Source organism: Mesorhizobium shangrilense (assembly GCF_040537815.1).
Classification (GTDB): domain Bacteria; phylum Pseudomonadota; class Alphaproteobacteria; order Rhizobiales; family Rhizobiaceae; genus Mesorhizobium; species Mesorhizobium shangrilense.
The window spans coordinates 2,211,815-2,230,238 of record NZ_JBEWSZ010000001.1 but is presented as its reverse complement, the minus strand read 5'-3'; the positions used below and the strand labels follow the sequence as shown (position 1 = coordinate 2,230,238).

The window sequence follows — 18,424 nt, the reverse complement described above, 5'->3', positions numbered from 1 at the left end:
CATGCTGGACAGGATCGCCGAGTTCTTCATCTTTGGGTTCGCGCCGCTGGTCGTCGGCATTCTGGCTGTGCCGGAACTGTCGGTCGCCGCCGAGAAAGCGGTGAAAGGCGAGGTTGTGTACCGCGAGCGCATCGCACTGCCGCCTAACGCCGTTCTTTCCGTGCAATTGGCCGATGTTTCGCTGGCCGATGCGCTGGCCGCGATCATCGGAGAACAGAAGGTGTCGCCGGCCGGCCAGGTGCCGATCAGTTTCGAAATCAAGTTCGATTCGTCGGCGATCCGGCCGCGAATGACCTATGCGCTGCAGGCGCGCATCACCGTCGACAACAAGCTCATGTTCATCAGTGACACCAGCCATCAGGTCGATCCGCTGACCGATGCGCCGCAGACCATCCTTCTGAAGATGGTGCCGCAGGCATCGGCCGAACCGGCGGAGGTCTTCGGGCAAAGCTGGGTCGTCGAATATGTCGACGGCATCGGCGCGATTGCGGATCCGCGAGCGACGTTCCGGATCAGCGAGGCCGGGAAGGCCGGCGGCAGCGGCCCCTGCAACGTCTACTTCGCCAACGCCAAGGTCGAAGGCCAGTCCATAACGATCAGCAACATCGGCTCGACCTTCAAGGCTTGCGCGCCCGAGGTCATGGCCGAGGAGAAGGCGATGTTCGAGGCGCTGTCCAAAGCCGCGTCCTTCCGCATCGATGCCGGCAAGCTGATCATCGCCGACAAGAACAACCGCGACATCCTGCGTTTTGGCGCGGCAAGCTGAGGTGATCGTCAGCGACCAACTCTCACGCGGTCGATTTTTCGAACACGGCGCCATAGTGATAGGGCGGCACTTCGACCAGGCTTGCAAGCTGCAAGCCGCTGGGCTCGACGGCGGCGACAGTCTGTTCAGGAGACAATCTTAGCTCGGTCTTCGGCCCGCGAGGCTCGCCCATCACGATGGTTTTCTCGCGCGGGGTCTGATGCCAGTTTACGATGGCAAAACGCCCGGCCGGGGTAAGCGTCGCATGGACGGTGCGGGCCAGGCGAGGGCGGTCAGGAACGCCATGAAAGGCGTTTGCCATGAAAACGAAGTCGGCGGGTCGAGACACCAGCCCAGCGAGTTCATAGGCGTCTCCCGCCACGAAGTCGCAATTCGTTGCGCCGCTTTCGTTCAGTCGCTGTCGGGCGACCTCAAGCAATTCGGCATCGATGTCGATGGCCGTGACATGGCGTGCGATTCTGGCGATCTGCAATGTGAACCAGCCATCACCGGAGCACAGGTCGATCACATCCATATCTGGCTTGACCCCCGTTGCGGCCAGCACGGAAGCGGGGTCAGGCCAGAGCACTTCCCACCATCCGCTGGTCGGCATGTCGGTGCCTTGGAAGAATCCGGGAATGGCGCTGGTCAAGGTTGGGTCACCTCCATATCGATGCCCTGTTTATGCATGCATCCCGTGTGAGACCAGCTTGAAAGACTTCATATGGGGCACCACGGGTGCTGCGCTATCTCCGGTACGAAAAAGGCCGGCGTTTCGCCGGCCTTTCATCATGACTTACTGTCTGGACTGTCAGCTCAGCCGACGATCTCGGTGTCCGAGAACCAGTACTTGATCTCTTCTGCTGCCGTCTCCGGCGCGTCGGAGCCGTGCACCGAATTCTCGCCGATCGACAAGGCGTGGACCTTGCGGATGGTGCCTTCGGCGGCGTTGGCCGGATTGGTGGCGCCCATCACTTCGCGGTTCCTGGCAATCGCGTTCTCGCCCTCGAGAACCTGGACCACCGTCGGCGCCGACGACATGAATTCCACCAGTTCGCCAAAGAACGGCCGATCCTTGTGGACGGCGTAGAAGCCCTCGGCTTCGCGGCGGCTCATCCAGACGCGACGCGAAGCGATGACGCGCAGGCCTGCATCCTCCAGCATCTTTGTGATGGCGCCGGTGAGATTGCGACGGGTCGCGTCCGGCTTGATCATGGAAAAGGTGCGTTCGAGCGCCATGTGGTCGTCCTTGTGATGAGGAATGGAGTTAGGAGTGGCGGGCTCTATACAAGCCGCCCGGCGCATTGCCAAGGGGAAGCAGGCGTCGTTGTCGTCAGCGCGTTATGATGGTCGAGGGGCGCCGGAACTCCCAGCCTTCCTGCTCCAGCACCGGCGTGCATTGTTCCTCGGTCGGGTAGCCGACGCAGAAGTAGCCGATGAATGTCCATTCGGGGGGCGCTTCCAGTATCCTCGTCATCTGAAGCGGATCGAGAATGGAGACCCAGCCCATGCCTATTCCTTCGGCGCGCGCCGCCAGCCACAAGGTATGAACAGCCATCACGGCGGAGTATTCGATGGTGGCGGGCATGGTCAGGCGGCCAAGCCCGTGCCCTTGTTCGGTCGTGCGGTCGGCGAAAACCGCGAACTGGCAGGGTGCCTCGGTCAAGCCGGCGAGCTTCAGACGCGCGTAGAGCGAGGCGCGCTCTCCCGAGAATGATGCGAGCGCCTGCGCATTGCACTGTTCAAAACTGGCTCTGACCGCGTCACGGCGCTCCGGACTTTGCACCACGACAAACCGCCAGGGCTGGCTCAGTCCTACAGAGGGGGCAATGCTGGCAAGGCCCAGCAACCGCTCCAGGGCTCCCTCGGGAAGCGGCGTCGGCTTGAAACGGCGCACGTCTCTTCGCCACAGGAAAAGGTTGAGGAGCTCGGCGCGAAAGCCGTCGAGGAATTCGGGGCCTGACGTCATGCCGTCGCGCTGCCTTTGTATATTTGGGTGTTCGTCACTCTTGCCTGGATCGGGCCTGTAATGAGATGCCCGAAGCGACGCTTGTGCAGCCGCATTGTCGCATTTCACAGGGGAGCGGATTGTCTCACCCTTCAATTCGGCGTGATGACGAGAGCTGTCGACCGGCGTCGTGTGCGGGCACCGATCGAAGCGGGAGTGGAACAGATGTCGCTAGGCCGCAGCGGAGACCTTTCGGCCGAGACCGCCATTGAGGTCGAGGCAGCGTTCAAACCACTGTGCCACGACATCCCCGTCGTCGAGCAGCCGATAGGGCGAAGCAATGCGTGCCCACTGCAGTGCACCGAAGACGATGTAGTCGGCAAACAGCGGCGACGGGCCGCCGATGAACGGCTGATAGGCAAGCGTCGAGCGCAATGGCTCCAGCGAGGTGCGAAAGCCGCCAAGTCCGGCATCGCGAGCAGCCGTGACATCCTCCAGCCTCTTGCCGAGCCGCGCCTCGCGGCTCTGCCTGAAGTAGACCGAGTTCGCCTCGTCCTGCATGCCGTAAAGGTCCATCAGCGCCGCAGTGGTGACGTAGGGATGGATTGTCAGCTGCGACCAGCGTTCGATGAAACGCGCCATCGCCTTGCCACCGTCACCACCAAACAGCGTCGGCCGTTCCGGGTAAGCCTCATCAAGATAGACAGCGATCGCGAAGGAGTCGGCAACGACCGTCTCGCCGTCGCGGATTACCGGAACGGTTTTCGACGCGCCGCCTTCGATGGTTGGCACCTCGAGAAAACGCGTCGGGACGGTCGAGATGTCCAGCCCCTTGTGGGCAAGCGCCATCGCCGCCTTCCAGCAATGCGGACTGAACGGACGGGCGGCGTCATGCCCGACGAGATCATAGAGCAAAATGGTCATTGGCGTTGGCGTTCCTGCGGTTTAGGTAGGCCCGAGCCGAATGCGGGGCCGGGAGAAAAAGATTGAAACAGCATTTCATGATGTTCGCGGCCTATAATCAATGGGCCAATGGCCGCATCTATGATGCGGCGGCCGAGCTCGACGACGAGGAATTCAATCGCCACACCGGCGCTTTCTTCGGCTCGCTGATGGGCACTCTCAATCATCTCCTGACCACCGATCGCATCTGGATGAAGCGCTTCACCGGCGAGGGCGACGCGCCAACCACCCTGGACGCGATTCTTCACCGGGCTTTGCCCGTATTGCGTGGCGCGCGCGAGGCCGAGGACAGGCGGATCATCGACTGGGTCGGGGGGCTCAGCGACAAGGCGCTTTCGGGTCGCTTCACCTACATGACCGTCTCCGACATGCGCACTGTCTCGCAGCGGCAGGCGCCGGCGCTTGCCCATCTGTTCAACCACCAGACCCATCATCGCGGCCAGGCGCATACCATTCTGACCATCCTGGGTCGGCCAAGCCTTGGATTGGATCTGGCATTGTTCCAACGCACCGAGGAGGGCAGGGCCTTCGCCTGATTTCATCGGAATGTCATTGAAGTCGGAATGCCATGGAAGAAGGCCGGCGCCGCTTGGGAGGAAAAAGCGCCGGCCAAGCGGAAATCAGGTCCGCCGCAAATCTGATGCTAGCTGAGTCTTTCCCCTGCGTCATGGTGCGATTATTCGCCGGCTTGTCGGAAAGCTATTGATCGAGCTTCCCGACCGACACGCACTGTCGGCTCGTTTTCTGCCGCAGCATCGTCTTTACGTCGAGCCACTCGGAATCAATGATGCTGAAGCGGACAGAATTGCGCTTGCGCCCATCGGGCATGATCCGCTCGTTGCGAACGATCCCTTCCTGCTTTGCTCCAATTCGCAAAATGGCCGCTCTCGACCTGTCATTGAGTTCGTCCGTGGTGAATTGTACGCGCACACATTCCATGACCTCGAACGCATAGGTCAAAAGAAGGTACTTGGCCTCGGTGTTGACCCCTGATCGCTGGACCGAGCCACTAAGCCAGGTATGCCCGATCTCCAGCTTTCTGTTCTTGCGATCGATCTTCCAGAACCGCGTGCTTCCGCACAGCAGTCCCGTGTTGCTGATGACTATGACGTAAGGCATCACGGTTCCGGCCTGCCGACCCGCCAAGGCGGCGGCAATGTATTCATCGATGGTGCCGGGCGCAGGAACGACGGTGGTTGTCATGTTCCACAATTCGCCGTCCGCGGCCGCATCCAGAAGACCCTGCGAATGTTCTTGCTGAAGGGGCCTGAGTTCAATGGTCTTGCCGACCAGCACGGGCTGTATGGTTTGGGCGTAGGCGTCCATCAACCGATAGCTCTCAACTCGAGGAACGAATCGCTCCAGGGATCATCGACGCTCAGGCGCCAATCTCGATATCCAACTGGCGTTGCGTCAACCCGGCTTCGGCCATGATCCATTGCTTGAACAACAACACCTTGCGGGCGGCAAGCGTCTTGTCTGGACAGACAAAATACCAACCGGCTGTGTTCGGATGATGAACGGCGAATGGTGCCATCAGTCTGTCGGCGCGGATGTCGCTGGCCATGTAGGCACGGTTCGCGACGGCAAAACCCATTCCTGCATTGGCTGCTTCATAGGACATCATGCATGAATCGAAATAGATGCTTTTGGTTTCGCTGAGCACGAAGCTGGCGCCGGCAAAACCAAGCCAGGATTCCCAATTATGGGTGCAGGTGTCGGAATGCAGGAGTGTGAAGTGGCGCAGATCTTCCGGCATCACCTTCGAAACCGGTTTGTCGCCCAGCACTTGATGGAAGAGTTTTCGGCTGCAGACCGGCGTCAGGTCTTCCTTGAACAGCAGCTCGGAGCGCAGATCGGGAAAGCTGCCGTCGCCATATCGGATTTCGACATCATACTCCGAAGTTGCGAACTCATGCGTTGCATAAGAGGTCGAAACGCGCATCTCGATGTCGGGATACCGCTGCTGAAACTGTGGCAGGCGCGGAAACAGCCAGCGCGCGGCGAAGGTTGGCAACACGGATATTTTCAACACATGCTCCTGTGACTGCCCCGTCGCTTCCATGCTCGCGGCGACGATCCGCTCCAGCGCTTCGCGAACGCGTGAAACGTAGGTCTCGCCCTCCGGCGTCAGCGAAACAGCATTGCCGCCGCGCAGGAAGATCTTGAAGCGCAACTGGTCTTCAAGACTCTTGACACGTTGGCTGACGGCGGAGGCCGTTATGAACTGCTCTTCGCCGGCGCGCGTGAAATTCCTGTGCCGTGCGGCACTTTCCACGATCTTCAATGAGTTGAGGTTGACCTGACTGAGCAGACGCACGGGTTTTCGACCTTAAGCTGGGCTTAGGGTAGCACCAGCATTCCTAATTTTACAGGGGTGGCTAACATAATCGACTGTCGTTCAAGTCTCACCACATCCTGGAGAAGTAGAATGAACGCACTCACCATCCCCGACCTGCGCTATGCGATGAGCCGTGAAGCCATCATCGGTCATGATACGGCGTGGAAGATTTCGAGTTTCGGCGTCGCGCAATATCTTCACGGTTATGACCCTGCGCTGCTGGCCGCCATCGAGGAAGCAGCGCTGAAGCTCAAGGCCAGCCACGCGGTGCACAAGCATCTCGACCTGACCTTCATAACTGGCGCTGACCGCTACATCCCCGAAATCAGGGAGCTCATCAATGACAAGCTTCGGCTGGAGCGGCTGTCGGACATGATGGGAACCCGGCTCGAGCCTTATCCGCTGTCGATCGTCGGTTCGACCGTTACGTTCATGAATCCAAGGGACGGCGCCGTCGAATGGCATTGCGACGGCGTTCCGGTAACCGAACTCGTTCCGCTCTCGATCAGCGACCAATTGATCGGTGGCCACCTCGAAATCTACTGCGACAACAGCGAAAAGGGCAGGGCCATCCTGGAAACCGGTCGCGAGATCCCGCGCAATCGCGTCATGCGCATCGACCACAAGATGGAATACGCGACGCTTGGCCAGTTTCTCGGCGTTCTGCACCGCACCGCGCCCATCCAGCATGGCGAGCGCGTCACCCTGGTGCTCAACCAGCGATCGGTGGCCAAGCCTTATATCGACGACAACCGCATGTTCTATCTTGCCGCCGACAACGATCACGACCGTGAATGGGTCAACGAACTGGCTGAAGATGTCTGGACCAACCAACTGCCTGCCTATCGCCGTCATGAGGAGGAACTTCATGTTTCGGCGGAAGCCGACGCGCCGGTGCCGGTCGCGGCAAGGGATACATGGTAGCGAGCCATGGCAGCGGACCAAAGGTCAGCCAGGTGCGAAAGCGGAATCGTGGTTTCGCAACAGAGCATGGCCAAACAGAATGATGGAGCCCCATCCCGAGCCCCTCGGGATGGATCGGCCTACGGATCCGCGCTGGCGTTCGCCGCCGGTGCGGTCGCGCTCTGGTCGACCAACGCCCTGGTCGGCAAATCCTTGCTGGAACGTCATCCGGTATCGCTGGTGCAGTTCCTGCAGTTCGTCGGTGCGGCCCTGGTTTTCGCCGCAATCAGGCTAATGAGCCAGGAAAAAGTCTCGTTGAGCGTCGGCTTGGTTGACGCCAGGACGGGTCTCATTCCGATCTTGGTCGGGTTGATAGGCCTCGTCGGCACCATGGTCTTGCAATACATCGCCTTCGCGTCGATGCCGGTGATCGAAGCTAATCTCGTCGCCTATACTTGGCCCTTGATGGTCGCCGCGGCGATGATCATGCTCGCGACAGCGCGACGCCCGGCATTGCTGGCTATTGCCTCCGCACTCGGATTCATCGGCGTCATGTTGGTGATTTCGGGTGGCCGCCACCCATCATGGTCTGAAGGCAATGTCATCGGATATGCCTCGGCGTTCGGCTCGGCCGTGTGCATGGCCTTTTACTCTATTGCCGTCGGGCGCCTTGCAGCCTCGCCGGAGCGCCTGTTGCTGCCGTCTGCCCTGATCGGCGTAGTCATCACATTCTTATGGTGTGTTAACGATGCTGTCGCCTGGCGCATTGAACCGGATCTATTTCTGGGGCTTTATCTTGGGGCTGGCCCGATGGGTCTGGGTTATTACTTCTGGTCGCGTGCCATGAAGCTTGATGGCGGCAGGGTTGCTGTCGTCGCGTATCTCACGCCGATCGCCTCGACACTGCTTTTGACCCTGTCTGGCGAGCGGTTGACCGTGACGGCCGCTGTCGGCGCGGTTCTTGTCATCGGTAGTTGTATAGCGGTCGGCACGGAACGTTCGGAGGCTGGAAACCATGCTTGACGAAAATGAACGCCTCGCAAGACAGGAAGCACATTGGCTGGTCAGGGAATTCGGTGCGGAAGCACCGCTCTACGCCGCGCTGAAGGCCGAAAAAGCGATTGAACAAAAGGACTTCAGTCGTTGTGCCCGGTGGAAACGTGTTCTTGAGATACTGGCTGACCACCAACCAGCCCAGGCCTCTGCTTCCAAGTATTAGATTTTCTAATTTGCCCGACTCCAGTCTTTCATGGAAACGTACATGTACTGAGTCAAGGTAGTCTATCGGGGCTTGGTGGTCCGTTGGGGATCGCAGTTAAACCGAGACGTCGAGAAGAGTCTTCAGTAGGGCCGGCGACGTTTTCGTCAGCAAGGTCAAAATACTTGTCCAATATAGACGAAAGAACGATCAACGAACTCACAGCCGATATTGTTTCGGCTTATGTAAGCAACAATCCACTCCCGGTATCCGGCCTGCCGGATCTGATTGCGAGCGTCAGGGCATCGGTTGGAAGGTTGAGCGGCGCTGCCGCCCCGGAAAGCGTAAGCCTGAATCCGGCCGTCAATCCGAAGAAGTCGGTATTTCCAGACTACATCATCTGCCTGGAAGACGGGAAGAAGTTCAAATCCCTCAAGCGCCACCTTAATACGACCTATGGTTTGAGCCCCGACGACTATCGGGCCAAATGGGGTTTGCCATCGGACTACCCGATGGTGGCCGCGAATTACTCGGCTACAAGGTCGGCGCTGGCAAAGTCTTCCGGACTTGGCCGCAAGCCGGCAGTACCGCTGGCCGTCGTAGGCAAGACGACAAAGCGCAAGGCAACTGCCTGATTACGCGTCGACATGGCCGCTTGTCATAGCGCCGGTCCCGCGCTTTTCATGCCGGATGCCGTCAATTGGCGGCTCAGGTCTTGCGAAGCGCGGATGTCCGGTGCAAAAGCCCGGCCATGCTTGTTATATCAGATCTTTCGCTCCGCATGGCCGGACGCCTGCTTCTCGACCACGCCTCGCTGACATTGCCGGCCGGCACCAAGGCCGGTCTTGTCGGCCGCAACGGCACCGGCAAGACCACTCTGTTCAAGGCAATCACTGGCGACTTCCCTTCCGAGACCGGGTCGATCAGCCTGCCGAAGAGCACGCGCATTGGCCAGGTGGCGCAGGAAGCGCCGGGCACCGAGGACCCGCTGATCGAGATCGTGCTCAAGGCGGACCTCGAACGTTCCGCGCTGCTTGAAGAAGAAAAGACGGCGACCGATCCGCACCGAATCGCCGATATCCATATGCGGCTGGCCGACATCGATGCGCATTCGGCCGAGTCGCGCGCTGCCACGATTCTTGCCGGCCTTGGCTTCGACGACGCGGCGCAGCGGCGCCCGGCCTCGTCCTTCTCCGGCGGCTGGCGCATGCGCGTGGCACTCGCCGCCGTGCTGTTTTCCGAGCCCGACCTTCTGCTGCTCGACGAACCGACCAACTATCTCGATCTCGAAGGCACGCTGTGGCTGGAAAACTATGTGTCGAAATACCCGCACACGGTGCTTCTGATCTCGCATGATCGCGACCTGCTCAACCGTGCCGTCAACTCGATCGTCCATCTCGACCAGAAGAAGCTGACCTTCTGGCGTGGCGGCTACGACCAGTTCGAGCGGCAGTATACCGAGCAGAAGGAATTGCAGGAGAAGGGCCGCGTCAAGCAGGAAGCCGCCCGCAAGCACATGGAATCCTTCGTCGAGCGCTTCCGCGCCAAGGCCTCCAAGGCAAGGCAGGCGCAGTCGCGCATCAAGGCGCTGGAGAAGATGAAGCCGATCGCGGCCATCGTCAACGATGCGGTGCGACCGTTCTCGTTCCCGGAGCCGGTGAAGACGGTGGCCTCGCCGATCGTGGCGCTGAACAACGTCAATGTCGGCTATACCGAAGGCCAGCCGATCCTGAAGAAGATGACCTTGCGCATCGACGCCGATGACCGCATCGCGCTGCTCGGCGCCAACGGCAATGGCAAGTCGACCTTCGCCAAATTGCTGTCGGGCCGGCTGAAGCAGGAGAGCGGCACCATGACGGTGGCGCCGGGCCTGAAGGTGGCGATCTTTGCCCAGCACCAGCTAGACGATCTCCGACCGGAGGAAAACGCCTACGAGCATGTGCGCCGGCTGATGCCGGAGGCGCCGGAATCGAAGGTGCGCGGCCGCGTCGCCCAGTTCGGTCTCACCACGGAAAAGATGAACACCGCCGCCAAGGACCTTTCCGGTGGCGAGAAGGCGCGCCTTCTGATGGGCCTGTCGGCCTTCGAGGGGCCGAACCTGTTTATCCTCGACGAACCGACCAACCATCTCGACATCGACAGCCGCGAATCGCTGATCCATGCGCTGAACGAGTTTCCCGGCGCCGTGATCCTGATCTCCCACGACCGCCATCTGCTCGAGGCGACGGCCGATCGACTGTGGCTGGTCAAGGACGGCGCGGTCAATCCGTATGACGGCGACCTGGAGGACTATAAGACGCTGGTCACCGGCGTGTCCGGCGACCGCCGCGGCAAGCGCGAGGCCGAGAAGGCGTCAAAAGCGGACCGCCGCCGCGATGCAGCGGCGCGCCGCGCTGCGTTCGAGCCGCTGGCCAAGGAAATCCGCGCCACCGAAGCTCTGATGGACCGCATCCGCAAGCGCATCGACGGCATCGAGGACGAGCTGGCCAATCCGGCGATCTACGAAAAGGATCCGTCGACGGCGACACGGCTGGCCAAGGAGCGCTCACAACTCGCCCAGACGCTGGCTGGCCACGAGGAAAAGTGGCTGACCATGTCGGCTGAATATGAGGAAGGCACGGCGGAGTGAAGAACGTAATCTCCATCACGAGTGGGGAGATTGGCTAATCATCTGGCCCTACACGCGCCCTTTGAAACCCGCTAGACATGCTCCCATGAACCAGCACGCCAAGCTTCGCATCGGCCATTCGGCCTGCCCGCATGATTGCCCGTCAACCTGTGCGCTCGAGGTCGAACTGCTCGATGGCAACCGCATCGGCCGCGTCCATGGCGCCAAGGCCAACACCTACACGGCCGGCGTCGTCTGCGCCAAGGTCGCCCGTTATGCAGACCGCGTCCACCACCCCGATCGGCTGCTGAAGCCGCTGGTGCGCGGGGGCGCCAAGGGCGATGGCATCTGGAAGGAAGCAAGCTGGGAAGCCGCGCTCGACCTCGTCGCCGAAAAGTTTATCGCCGCAGAGGAAAAATATGGCTCGGAGACGGTCTGGCCTTATTACTATGCCGGCACGATGGGGCTGGTGCAGCGCGACGGTATCGACCGGCTGCGTCACGCCAAGAAATATTCCGGTTTCTTCGGCTCGATCTGCACCAACCTGGCCTGGACCGGCTGGATGATGGGAGCGGGTGCCCTGCGCGGACCCGATCCGCGCGAGATGGCGAAGTCCGATTGCGTGGTGATCTGGGGCACCAATGCGGTGGTGACGCAGGTCAATGTGATGACCCATGCCATCAAGGCCCGCAAGGAACGCGGCGCCAAGATCGTCGTCATCGACGTCTATGAAAATGCGACGATGAAGCAGGCCGATCTCGGCCTGGTGCTGAAGCCCGGCACGGATGGCGCGCTGGCTTGCGCGATCATGCATGTGCTGTTCAGGGAAGGCATGGCCGACCGCGCCTATCTCGAAAAATACACGGATGACCCGAAGGGGCTCGAGGAACATCTGAAAACGCGCACCCCGGAGTGGGCGGCTGCCATCACCGGGCTTTCGGTCGCCGAGATCGAGGCTTTCGCCCGTCTCGTGGGCACGACGAAAAAGACCTATTTCCGCCTCGGCTATGGTTTTGCGCGCCAGCGCAACGGCTCGGTCAACATGCACGCGGCCGCTTCCATCGCCGCTGTTACCGGCAGCTGGCAGTATGAGGGAGGCGGCGCTTTCCATTCCAATTCCGGCATCTTCAAGCTCAACCAGGATGTGCTGGAAGGCTCGAAGATGCGCGATCCCGGTATCCGCTATCTCGACCAGTCCCGTACCGGCCCGGTGCTGACCGGCGCGGCGGATGCGCTCTATGGCGGGCCGCCGGTGACGGCGATGCTGATCCAGAACACCAATCCGGTGAATGTCGCGCCGGAGCAGCGGCTGGTGAAGCAGGGTTTTCTACGCGACGACCTTTTTACCTGCGTGCACGAGCAGTTCATGACCGACACGGCGAAACTCGCCGATGTCGTGCTGCCGGCGACGATGTTCCTCGAGCACGACGACATCTACAAGGGCGGCGGCAACCAGCACATCACGCTCGGCCCAAAACTGATCGAGCCGCCGGAAGGGCCGCGCACCAACCATTTCGTCATCGAGGAACTGGCTGGCCGTCTCGGCGTCGCCGACCGTCCGGGCTTCGGTCTGACCGAGCAACAGCATATCGACATCATCCTCGGCAAGCGCGGGCTGGGCAGCTTCGACAGCCTGAAGGAAGACAAGTGGATCGACCTGCAGCCGGATTTCGAGGCAGCACACTTCATCAACGGCTTCGGCCATGCGGATGGAAAATTCCACTTTCGCGCCAACTGGACCGGGCAAATGGCGCCCAACCGTCCGCCGAAGAGCATGGGCCTGTTCGGCCCAGTGGCGCAGCTGCCGGAACTCCCCGACCATGTCGACCTGATCGAGGTGGCGGACGAGGAGCATCCATTCCGGCTGACGACATCGCCGGCGCGCAACTTCCTCAATTCGACCTTTTCGGAAACGCCGGTGTCGAAGGCCAAGGAAGGCCGCCCTGAGCTCCTGCTGCATCCCGATGATGCGGCGGCGCACGGTCTGGCGGACGGCGACCGCGTCGAGATCGGCAACACGCGCGGCGAGGTGGTGCTGCATGCCAAGCTGTTCAACGGCATCAAGCGTGGCGTCGTGATCGCCGAAGGCATATGGCCAAACAGCGCCCATGAGCGCGGCGAGGGCATCAATGTGCTGACCGGCGCCGATGCGCCCGCCCCCTATGGCGGCGCCGCCTTCCACGACAACAAGGTCTGGTTGCGCCCGGCGCAATGAGAGACCAGCGCTCTGGCAGCCGACATTCGCAATCGAATTGCCGACGCGATGACCTTGTCGTGACCTGAAGCAACTCACTCACGCAAATCGGCAACGCAACGGCGCGTCGCGCGTTATTGCGACACGCGCATCGTGCGGTGAGGGCTTGATGATTTCCCATACGTCGACCCGACCCTTCGTCCCGCTTCTGCTGGGGACATTGGTGGCTGCGTTTGCAACCGGCGCCTGGGGGGCCGAGACCAGCCACACATCAGGCATGGGTGGTTCGGGCGAAGGAATTTTTGTCGCCCAGATCGTTCTTCTGCTGGTCGTCGGGCGTGGCTTGGGCGAAGTGCTTCAGCGTTACGGACAGCCTGCGATCATGGGTCAGCTGATCGGAGGCATCCTGCTTGGTCCGTCGCTGTTCGGCTGGCTGTGGCCCTCGGCGCAGCATCTGATCTTTCCGAGCGACCCCGCGCAGAAGAGTATGATGGATGCGGTCTCGCAACTGGGCATCCTGATGCTGCTTCTGTTGACCGGTATGGAGACGGATCTGCGCCTGGTTCGCAGGGTTGGCGCCGCCTGCTTTTCCATCTCGATCACCGGCACCATCGTGCCTTTCGTCTGTGGGTTCGCGCTGGCGCAGTTCCTGCCAGAAAGCCTGCTGCCGGAGCCGACGCAACGCGTCGTCGCCGGGCTCTTCCTCGGCACCGCACTGTCGATCTCGTCGGTCAAGATCGTCGCCATGGTGGTGCGCGAGATGAATTTCATGCGCCGCAACCTCGGCCAGGTCATCATCTCCTCGGCGATCATCGAGGACACGATCGGCTGGCTGATCATCGCCATTACCTTCGGCATTGCCACCAATGGCCGTGTGCAACTGGTGCCCCTGGTAACGACCATCGTCGAAGTCGCTGCCTTTATGCTCTTCTCTTTCACCATAGGCCGGCGTCTGGTCTTCACCTTGATCCGCTGGACCAACGACACGTTTCGCAGCGAATATGCCGTTATCACCATGATCCTCATCATCATGGGGGTGATGGCGCTGATCACCAATCTGATCGGTGTTCACACCGTCCTCGGGGCCTTCGTCGCGGGCATACTGGTCGGCGAGTCGCCAATACTTTCTGGGCATATCGAGGAGCAGCTTCGAGGAGTCATCACCGCGCTGTTCATGCCGATCTTCTTTGGCATGGCCGGGCTCTCGGCCGACCTTACCGTGCTTGCCGACCCGACCCTGGCCATGCTCACGGTGTGTCTTGTCGTCATTGCCAGTATCGGCAAGTTCGGCGGCGCGTTCATCGGCGGCAAGCTTGCCGGAATGTCCATCAAGGAGGCCACCGCCGTGGGCAGCGCGATGAACGCGCGCGGCTCGACCGAGGTGATCGTCGCCAGCATCGGCCTGTCGATGAACATTCTCTCCCACAATCTCTTCACCATGATCGTCACGATGGCGGTGCTCACCACACTGGCCATGCCGCCAATGTTGCGCTGGGCGCTGGGCCGGTTGCCGGTCGGCCATGCGGAAAAGCAGCGGGTCGAGCGCGAGACATTGGACGAACGCGGCTTCGTCTCGAAACTGGAGCGGCTGCTGGTGCTGGTCGACGACAGTCGGATTGGCAAGTTCACCGCCTATCTCGCGGGACTGGTCGGCGGCAGCAGCGGCATGCCCACCACCTTGCTGCGGCTGAAGGATGGTCACGTCGCAAGGTCGGAAGATGCGAGGGTGCCGGACGGCACGCTGAAGGAGATCAAGAAAGGGGCGGAAAAGAGCGCCAGGGCGGTCAAGCAGGCCGAAGACACACTTGTGGAGAAGGTGCATCTGACGGCACGCACCGAATCCCAGGCGACGCGCGAGACCATCGCCGAGGAAGCACGCAAGGGCTACGGAATGCTGCTGATCGGCCTTGAGGACGTGCTGACGGAAAAGAGGTCGTTCACCAAAGCACTCAATGGCATCACCGAAGGGTTTGACGGACCGCTTTGCCTGGTTCTGAACGGTGCCAGCGGCGCGGCCAAGATGCCGACGCTGAGCGCGGGAACCAGCATTCTCGTTCCGGTCAATGGTACGGAAGTGTCGCGCCGTGCCGCCGATTTCGCGCTGGCGCTGGCGCGGTCCCATCATGCGAGGGTCAAGGTTCTCTATGTCTCGCAAGGCGCTGCCGGAGGCGGAAGGTCGACCTCCGTTTCGCATCGCCGCGAAGAGGCCGTTCTTAAGGACATAGCCGATTTGGCTGACCGCTACGGCGTTGCCGTCGACACTGCGATCCGCACACGTGCCACTCCCGACAAGGCAATCGTCAGGGAGGCCTCAAAAAATGCCGCCATGATCGTCATGGGCGTCACTCAACGACCGGGCGACGAGCTGTTCTTCGGCGATACGGCGACAGCTGTTGTAGCGTCTTGCAATTGCCCGATCGTCCTCCTGGCAAGCGAGCGCATGAAGCGAGCCGATGCCGGTGCGGAACTGAAGGTCGCGACAAGTTGATCAGGTTCCGTTCCACCTGAATCATTCTCACAGAGCCTGGCTCTATCATCTTGTTTGATCATGATCTTTGCCTATCGACCGATTGGGATCATGATCGGGAACGCCTTCGGAGAGCTCGCCTTGCCCCAGCCGATCAAAATTGCCATTGCCGGCGCGCTGGGCCGCATGGGCCGGCAAATGGCCGAGGTGGTCGAGGCCGATTCCCGACTGGCGCTGGTCGCTCGCTTCCATCGATCCGACGCCAGCGGCGCGGGGCTGGTCGGCCGGGACGAAGCGCTTGCCGTCGCCGACGTGGTCATCGACTTCACGGCGCCTGCCGCATCGGCATCGCTGGCGCGCGTTTGTGCCGAGCGCGGCGGCCCGGCGCTGGTGATCGGCTCGACAGGCTTCGACGCGGCCGAGCTTGCCGTGATTGCCGACGCCTCGAAAGTCGTCCCGATCGTGCGCTCCGGCAGTTTTTCGCTCGGGCTCAACATGCTGATAGGGTTGGTTGAGCAAGCGGCGAGGGCGCTCGATCCCGAAGATTGGGATATCGAGATTTTCGAGGCCCATCACCGCCATAAGGTCGACGCGCCGTCGGGCACGGCTCTGATGCTTGGCGAAGCCGCCGCCAAGGGCTGTGGCGTCGACATCGACGTCGTCGCTGTCAGGTCTCGTGACGGCATGATTGGCGCCCGGCGGCCCGGCGATATCGGTTTTGCGGTGATACGCGGCGGAAGCATCGTCGGCGATCACAGTGTCAGCTTCTGCGCCGAGGGCGAAACCGTGACGTTGTCGCATTCGGCGGGCGACCGCGGCATGTTCGCCCATGGAGCCGTGGCGGCGGCGCTCTTCGTGATGGGCCGCTCGCCCGGCGAATACGATATGCTAGATGTGCTGGGACTGGGCAAACACGAACAGCTTGCCTCGTCAGCAGTTGAGCGAACCGCACAGCCTGCGAATAACAGCTTACTGATTCGTAAGGTTTGAAGTGACTTCAGGTATCGCCTTGAAAGCTGGATGAAAGGTTGGTGCCATAACTGTTGGCAAGCGCCCCCATATTTGTCGCGCAAGCGACGGGAGAGAGGAGGGGCGCGGGAAACGAACAAAGGGAAGAGGCCATGTCGCTCGCGCGAATACTGCTTGATTCAGCCGCCACAACCGCACTCGTCGCCACCATGGCTTTGTCCGCGCCGTCCGCGCACGCCGACGAAAAAGTTTCCATCATGGTCGGCGGCTACGAGAAACAGATTTATCTGCCCGCCAAGCTGACCGAAGCGCTCGGTTACTTCAAGGACGAGGGGCTCGACGTCGAGTTGCTGAATGAACCCGCCGGCGTCGATGCTGAAAACGAGATGCTGGCTGGTGCCGTACAAGGGGTCGTCGGCTTCTACGACCACTGCATCGACCTGCAGGCAAAGGGCAAGTTCGTTGAATCCATCGTCCAGTTCAGCCAGGCGCCAGGCGAAGTCGAACTCGTTTCGACAAAGCATCCCGAGATCAAGTCACCGGCCGACTTCAAGGGCATGAGCCTTGGCGTGACCGGCCTTGGCTCCTCGACGAATTTCCTGACGCAGTATCTCGCGGTCAAGAACGGATTGAAGCTCGGTGACTTCACCTCGGTTCCGGTCGGCGCCGGCACCACCTTCATCGCCGCCATGCAGCAGGACAAGATCCAGGCGGGCATGACGACCGAGCCGACGATCACACGACTGCTGAAGACCGGCGAAGCCTCCGTTCTTATCGACATGCGTACGATGGAAGGCACCAAGGCTGCTCTCGGCGGCACATACCCGGCCGCCTCCCTCTATATGCAGACCGATTGGGTCGAGGCGCACAAGGACACCGTGCAGAAATTGGTCAACGCGTTCGTCAAGACGCAGAAGTTCATCAATTCGCATAGCGGCGCCGAGATCGCCGACAAGATGCCGAAGGACTACTACGTCGGCGACAAGGAAGGCTATGTGAAGGCGCTCGATGCCGGCAAGGCGATGTTCACCCCTGACGGGATAATGCCCGAGGGTGGACCGGAGACGGTGCTGACGGTGCTTTCGGCCTTCTCGAAGGATCTGCAGGGCAAGCAGATCGACCTCGCCAAGACCTATACCTCGGAATTCGTCAAGAACGCCAAGTAGCAGGCGATGCCGGCGCGGTGAACGACATCGCGCCGGCACCTGTCATTTTTCGCGTCCGGCGGCCTTGGCCGACGGCGGGCGTCCGCTCGTATCCAGGAGTTCCACCATGGCCCTAGAAAAAAATGCACCGGCGATCGAACTGATCAATGTCAGCCGTCGCTTCCTCTCGCCCACCGGCAAATCGCTGACGGCACTGCGCGATTTCACAATGACCGTCGAGCGCGGTGAATTCGTTGCTGTTGTCGGCCCGACGGGTTGCGGAAAATCCACTACCCTCAACCTGGTCACAGGACTGGCAAGCCCCAGTGCCGGCGAGGTTCGTGTCATGGGCGCGCCGGTCAAGGGGATAGATCCGCGCATCGGCTTTGTTTTCCAGAGCGATGCCCTGTTCCCCTGGCGAACTGTGATCGAGAACGTGATGGCAGGTCCTCTCTTTCGCGGCAAGGCGAAGTCGGACGCCACCGTCGCGGCACGCGACTGGCTGGCGCGCGTTGGGCTATCGCGGTTCGAGCATCACTATCCACATCAGCTTTCGGGCGGCATGCGCAAACGTGTCGCGCTTGCCCAGACGTTCATCAACGGACCCGAGATCCTTCTCATGGACGAGCCGTTTTCAGCGCTCGACGTGCAGACGCGCGTGCTGATGCACGAGGAACTGCTGCGGCTGTGGTCGCAAGCAAAGGCCTCGGTGGTCTTCGTCACGCATGATCTGGAGGAGGCGATCGCGTTGGCCGACAAGGTCTATGTTCTGACTGCTGGACCTGCGACCGTGAAGTCGGTCTATACCATCGACCTGCCTCGTCCGCGAGTTGTCGCCGACATCCGCTACGAACAGAGGTTCATCGACTATTCGCGCACGATCTGGGCCGATCTCAAGGAAGAGGTCGAGACCAGCTATGCGCGTGCGGCAGCCTGAGGAGGA

At 61.1% G+C, this 18,424-nt stretch carries 18 protein-coding genes; 12 read left to right on the top strand and 6 right to left on the bottom strand.

The features are described 5' to 3' along the window. The first annotated feature begins 1 nt into the window (after position 1). Positions 2–766, top strand: coding sequence for a YbaY family lipoprotein (locus ABVQ20_RS11305; protein WP_354459575.1), 765 nt, complete (start codon positions 2–4; stop codon positions 764–766). Positions 767–788: 22 nt separating this feature from the next. Here ABVQ20_RS11305 and ABVQ20_RS11300 read toward each other — a convergent pair whose 3' ends face one another. The 4 genes from ABVQ20_RS11300 to ABVQ20_RS11285 form a co-directional block, all read right to left on the bottom strand. Further along, complete coding sequence (locus ABVQ20_RS11300; RefSeq protein ID WP_354459574.1) at positions 789–1,397, bottom strand: class I SAM-dependent methyltransferase; 609 nt, start codon at positions 1,395–1,397, stop codon at positions 789–791. Positions 1,398–1,561: 164 nt separating this feature from the next. After that, positions 1,562–1,984, bottom strand: a complete 423-nt coding sequence (ndk, locus tag ABVQ20_RS11295) for a nucleoside-diphosphate kinase (RefSeq protein WP_354459573.1) — start codon at positions 1,982–1,984, stop codon at positions 1,562–1,564. 94 nt (positions 1,985–2,078) lie between these two features. Next, entirely contained in the window at positions 2,079–2,714 is a 636-nt protein-coding gene (gene bluB, locus ABVQ20_RS11290) for a 5,6-dimethylbenzimidazole synthase (RefSeq protein ID WP_354459572.1), read from the bottom strand. Positions 2,715–2,924: 210 nt separating this feature from the next. Beyond that, entirely contained in the window at positions 2,925–3,617 is a 693-nt protein-coding gene (locus tag ABVQ20_RS11285; RefSeq protein ID WP_354459571.1) for a glutathione S-transferase family protein, read from the bottom strand. A gap of 62 nt (positions 3,618–3,679) precedes the next feature. On the opposite strand from ABVQ20_RS11285, the gene ABVQ20_RS11280 reads away from it, so the two are divergent. Next, positions 3,680–4,192 (top strand): DinB family protein, encoded by a 513-nt coding sequence (locus ABVQ20_RS11280; protein ID WP_354459570.1) that lies wholly within the window; start codon positions 3,680–3,682, stop codon positions 4,190–4,192. Positions 4,193–4,355: 163 nt separating this feature from the next. Here the strand turns inward: ABVQ20_RS11280 and ABVQ20_RS11275 are convergent, their stop codons facing one another. Continuing rightward, the gene (locus tag ABVQ20_RS11275; protein WP_354459569.1) at positions 4,356–4,982 is read right to left on the bottom strand and encodes a GNAT family N-acetyltransferase; all 627 of its coding nucleotides are present in this window, start codon (positions 4,980–4,982) and stop codon (positions 4,356–4,358) included. 52 nt (positions 4,983–5,034) lie between these two features. Continuing rightward, positions 5,035–5,976, bottom strand: coding sequence for a LysR substrate-binding domain-containing protein (locus tag ABVQ20_RS11270; protein ID WP_354459568.1), 942 nt, complete (start codon positions 5,974–5,976; stop codon positions 5,035–5,037). A gap of 111 nt (positions 5,977–6,087) precedes the next feature. On the opposite strand from ABVQ20_RS11270, the gene ABVQ20_RS11265 reads away from it, so the two are divergent. The 10 genes from ABVQ20_RS11265 (at position 6,088) to ABVQ20_RS11220 (ending at position 18,418) form a co-directional block, all read left to right on the top strand. Further along, a complete protein-coding gene (locus ABVQ20_RS11265) occupies positions 6,088–6,921 on the top strand; it encodes a hypothetical protein (protein WP_354459567.1) in 834 nt (277 codons plus the stop codon). 66 nt (positions 6,922–6,987) lie between these two features. Further along, positions 6,988–7,923 (top strand): DMT family transporter, encoded by a 936-nt coding sequence (locus ABVQ20_RS11260; protein WP_354459566.1) that lies wholly within the window; start codon positions 6,988–6,990, stop codon positions 7,921–7,923. Further along, positions 7,916–8,119 carry a hypothetical protein gene (locus tag ABVQ20_RS11255; RefSeq protein WP_354459565.1) on the top strand — a complete coding sequence of 68 codons (204 nt, stop codon included), beginning with the start codon at positions 7,916–7,918 and terminating at the stop codon, positions 8,117–8,119. The genes ABVQ20_RS11260 and ABVQ20_RS11255 overlap by 8 nt, the downstream gene beginning before the upstream one ends. 164 nt (positions 8,120–8,283) lie before the next feature. Continuing rightward, complete coding sequence (locus ABVQ20_RS11250) at positions 8,284–8,733, top strand: Ros/MucR family transcriptional regulator (RefSeq protein ID WP_354459564.1); 450 nt, start codon at positions 8,284–8,286, stop codon at positions 8,731–8,733. A gap of 116 nt (positions 8,734–8,849) precedes the next feature. Then, the gene (locus ABVQ20_RS11245) at positions 8,850–10,727 is read left to right on the top strand and encodes an ABC-F family ATP-binding cassette domain-containing protein (protein ID WP_354459563.1); all 1,878 of its coding nucleotides are present in this window, start codon (positions 8,850–8,852) and stop codon (positions 10,725–10,727) included. Between the two features lie 85 nt (positions 10,728–10,812). Beyond that, complete coding sequence (locus ABVQ20_RS11240; RefSeq protein WP_354459562.1) at positions 10,813–12,921, top strand: molybdopterin-containing oxidoreductase family protein; 2,109 nt, start codon at positions 10,813–10,815, stop codon at positions 12,919–12,921. 148 nt (positions 12,922–13,069) lie between these two features. Next, positions 13,070–15,388 carry a cation:proton antiporter domain-containing protein gene (locus tag ABVQ20_RS11235; RefSeq protein ID WP_435528337.1) on the top strand — a complete coding sequence of 773 codons (2,319 nt, stop codon included), beginning with the start codon at positions 13,070–13,072 and terminating at the stop codon, positions 15,386–15,388. A 120-nt stretch (positions 15,389–15,508) separates the two neighbouring features. Then, on the top strand, positions 15,509–16,357 hold the full coding sequence (dapB, locus tag ABVQ20_RS11230; protein ID WP_354462159.1) for a 4-hydroxy-tetrahydrodipicolinate reductase: 849 nt from the start codon (positions 15,509–15,511) through the stop codon (positions 16,355–16,357). 188 nt (positions 16,358–16,545) lie between these two features. Further along, entirely contained in the window at positions 16,546–17,502 is a 957-nt protein-coding gene (locus ABVQ20_RS11225) for an ABC transporter substrate-binding protein (protein ID WP_435528413.1), read from the top strand. Between the two features lie 106 nt (positions 17,503–17,608). After that, a complete protein-coding gene (locus ABVQ20_RS11220; RefSeq protein WP_354459560.1) occupies positions 17,609–18,418 on the top strand; it encodes an ABC transporter ATP-binding protein in 810 nt (269 codons plus the stop codon). Positions 18,419–18,424 lie beyond the last annotated feature (6 nt).